Below are 3,399 nucleotides of genomic sequence, written 5' to 3' on the forward strand. Positions count from 1 at the left end.
ACCCGGATCAGTCAGCGGAGCTAGATCATGTCAAGCGCCCAGCCGAGCGCGGAGTAGACCGCATTGTAGGCATTCCGGTTGAGTGCCCACGTAATCGGTCGGCGCATGTAGGGGAAGAGGTACTGCACCTCGAATCGGTATCTCTTCACCCACCAGAGTGCGCCCGATCCACCCAGATCCCACGCTGCGTTCTGGAGGAAGATGGTCGCCGCCTGGTCAGGTGCACGAACGGCATCAGATTCGCGGGCTCGGCTGCGGCCAGCTACCGGGGGTCCAAACTTTGCCCTGGGCCGTCCCGACGGTTGTCGTGACCAGCGCCGCGGGGCGGGGACGAATCTGTCCGGACGGTTTGAGCCCCGGAGAGGGCGCCTGCAGCGGTGTGCGGACTCAGTGCTTTGCCGCGAGTTCGCCGGAGAGGCGGCGGTGGAGGTCGGCGCTGGGCGCGTTGAGGCCGGTGATCTCGACGGTCTTGCCGCGCTGGGCGTACTTGGTCTCGATGGCGTCGAGGGTGGCGATGGAGGAGGCGTCCCAGATATGGGCGCGGCTGAGGTCGATGACGATCTTCTCCGGGTCGCCCGCGTAGTCGAACCGGCCGATCAGGTCGTTGCTGGAGGCGAAGAACAGCTCGCCGGTGACGGCGTAGACGACCTGGCCGCCGTCTGGGTCGGTGACGGCCGTGACGTCGGCGAGGTGGGCGACGCGCTTGGCGAAGACGACCATGGCGGTGACGGATCCGATGACGACGCCGATGGCGAGGTTGGAGGTGGCGACGACGACGGCAACGGTGATCACCATGACGACGATCTCGCCGACGGGCATCCGCTTCAGCGTCTTGGGGGCGATGGAGTGCCAGTCGAAGGTCGCGAAGGACACCATGACCATGACGGCGACCAGGGCGGCCATCGGGATGTCCGAGACAAGGGGGCCGAAAACGATGCACAGCACCATCAGGAACGCGCCGGCGAGGAAAGTGGAGAGGCGGGTGCGGGCTCCGGACACCTTCACGTTGATCATGGTCTGGCCGATCATCGCGCAGCCGCCCATGCCGCCGAAGAAGCCGGTGACGATGTTGGCGATGCCCTGACCGATCGACTCCCGGGTCTTGTTCGAGCGGGTGTCGGTGATCTCGTCGACGAGCTTGGCCGTCATCAGCGACTCCATCAGACCGACCAGCGCCATCGCGAGGGCGTAGGGGGCGATGGTCGTCAACGTGTCCAGGGTAAGCGGCACGTCCGGCAGGCCCGGTACGGGCAGGGAGGACGGCAGCGCGCCCTTGTCTCCGACGGTGGGCACGGCGATTCCGGCGCCGACGGTGACGGCGGTGAGGATGACGATGGACACCAGCGGCGCCGGCACCGCGGTGGTGATCTTCGGGAAGAACACCATCAGCGCGAGTCCGCCGGCGATGAGCGGGTAGACCGGCCACGGCACGTGTGCCATCTCCGGGACCTGGGCCATGAAGATCAGGATCGCGAGGGCGTTGACGAAGCCGACCATCACCGACCGGGGCACGAATCGCATCAGCTTCGCCACCCCGAGCGCGCCGAGCGCGATCTGGAAGGCGCCGGCGAGGATGACACAGGCGACCAGGTAGCCGAGGCCGTGCTCGCGGTTCAGCGGCCCGATCACCAGGGCCACCGCGCCGGTCGCGGCGGAGATCATTGCGCGCCGACCGCCGACGAGCGAGATGGTCACCGCCATGGTGAACGAGGCGAACAGGCCGATCTTCGGGTCGACCCCGGCGATGACCGAGAACGAGATCGCCTCGGGGATCAACGCGAGGGCGACCATCAGGCCGGCCAGGACCTCGGTGCGCCAGACCTTGGGGTCGGACAGCCAGTCGGGCTTGAGAGCGCGCAGGTGCGCGGCCGGGGACACGGCGGGAGAGGGCAAGGAGGGAACCTGTCGTGCTCGGGCACGCCCTGCCGGTACACCGGGCGCGCGGGGGAAGGGTGCGAGGTGCGGACGGCACCCCGCGGGCGGACCGAGATGTGCCGGCCCCAAGTATGGGAGGAGCGGCCACCGGCCGAGTCGACAGCGCGGCCCAGCGTTCGTCCCTGGCGGCGGTGGGTCACGGCGGGCAGGCGGCGGCGCCGGGCGTCATGGGCTCGCGCACGCGTATCTCCTGCGAGAATCGGATCTCCGCCGGGGGCGGCACCGGCCCCGGTACGGCAACGGCGGGCAGCGAGGGCCGCCTCGGCCACAGCAACTCTACCCTAACGTTAGGGTAGAGAGTGGAGGTTGCCCGCTGCGGCGACATCCGCCAGGAACGGGACGGACTGGAGCGACCGGGCGTGAACGGCGAGCACATGCAGATCGGCGAAGTCGCCGCACGGACCGAGCTGTCCCTGCGCACCATCCGCCACTACGAGGAGACCGGACTCGTCGTCCCCTCCGCTCGTTCCCAGGGCGGGTTCCGCCTCTACACCGAGAACGATGTCGCCCGCCTCATGGTCATCCGCCGCATGAAGCCCCTCGGCTTCACCCTCGACCAGATGCGTGACCTGCTCGACGTGACCGACCGGCTCGACGCCGGTGACGACCTGGGCCCCCACGACCGCGAAGCCCTGCTGGAGCGCATCCGCAGGTACGAGCATGCCGCCGCCGAGCAGATCGACAAGCTCCGTACCCAGCTCGCGCGAGCGGAGGACTTCGCCGCGGCCCTGCGTGTCCGCCTCCAGGGATCCGGTACGCGAACGCCCACTCGCATGTGAAACCGGGCCGGCGACACCCCGCCGAACACACGCCCGTCTTGTCACCGGGCCGCCATCGCGCTGGGCATCCGTGACTCGCAACGCGCCGGCGGCGCGGGAGCGGTGCGGTCATGGGGCGGCACGGGAGGCTGTGCGAAGGAAACGGATCGCAAGGGCCCCGGAGCACAGGGTGGTTGCCGCGTAGAGCAGGCTTGCGGCTCGGGGCCACGGTGCGGCGAACTGCTCCGCCCAAGTGGCGAGCGCGGCAAGGGCCTGCACGAGGGTCGGGCCGCTCCCCTGAAGGAGTCCCTGGCAGGCGTTGCCGTTCGTCGCCCGAGCCTTCGCGACCGCCAGGGCTGCCAGGACGGCGGCGGTTGTTCCGGCCCACCACCGCGCCCCGACTGGCGCAGACTGTCCTGCGGCGATCGGCGCGATCAAGGCCAGGAGGACGGGTACCAGTAACGCGTGGGTGGCGGCCAGCAAGTGCAGGGTCGGCCGGCAGCGGCTCATGGGGTCGGATGACCACCAGACGGTGGTCGCCGGGCCCGCGACACCGATCAGCACCACGATCACGTAGCCCAGGAGCAGCGTGCCGGAGGCGGCCGGGGGGGGGGGGGGGGGGGGGGGGGGGGGGGGGGGGGGGGGGGAGGGGGGGGGGGGGGGGGGGGGGGGGGGGGTGTGGTTGAGTGTTTTTTTTTGTCTTTTC

Annotated in this window: 3 protein-coding genes; 1 reads left to right on the forward strand and 2 read right to left on the reverse strand. The window is 69.8% G+C overall.

The window, feature by feature from the left end:
* Window positions 1-387 precede the first annotated feature (387 nt).
* Window positions 388-1,878 carry a SulP family inorganic anion transporter gene (locus tag ACZ4WV_RS31240; protein WP_465752049.1) on the reverse strand — a complete coding sequence of 497 codons (1,491 nt, stop codon included), beginning with the start codon at window positions 1,876-1,878 and terminating at the stop codon, window positions 388-390.
* Window positions 1,879-2,294: 416 nt separating this feature from the next.
* Between ACZ4WV_RS31240 and ACZ4WV_RS31245 the strand changes: the two genes are divergently transcribed.
* Window positions 2,295-2,714, forward strand: coding sequence for a MerR family transcriptional regulator (locus ACZ4WV_RS31245; protein ID WP_465752050.1), 420 nt, complete (start codon window positions 2,295-2,297; stop codon window positions 2,712-2,714).
* Between the two features lie 108 nt (window positions 2,715-2,822).
* On the opposite strand, the gene ACZ4WV_RS31250 is transcribed toward ACZ4WV_RS31245, so the two are convergent.
* The gene (locus ACZ4WV_RS31250; RefSeq protein ID WP_465752010.1) at window positions 2,823-3,266 is read right to left on the reverse strand and encodes a hypothetical protein; all 444 of its coding nucleotides are present in this window, start codon (window positions 3,264-3,266) and stop codon (window positions 2,823-2,825) included.
* Window positions 3,267-3,399: the final 133 nt, after the last annotated feature.

This window comes from Kitasatospora sp. NPDC029312 (assembly GCF_055569215.1).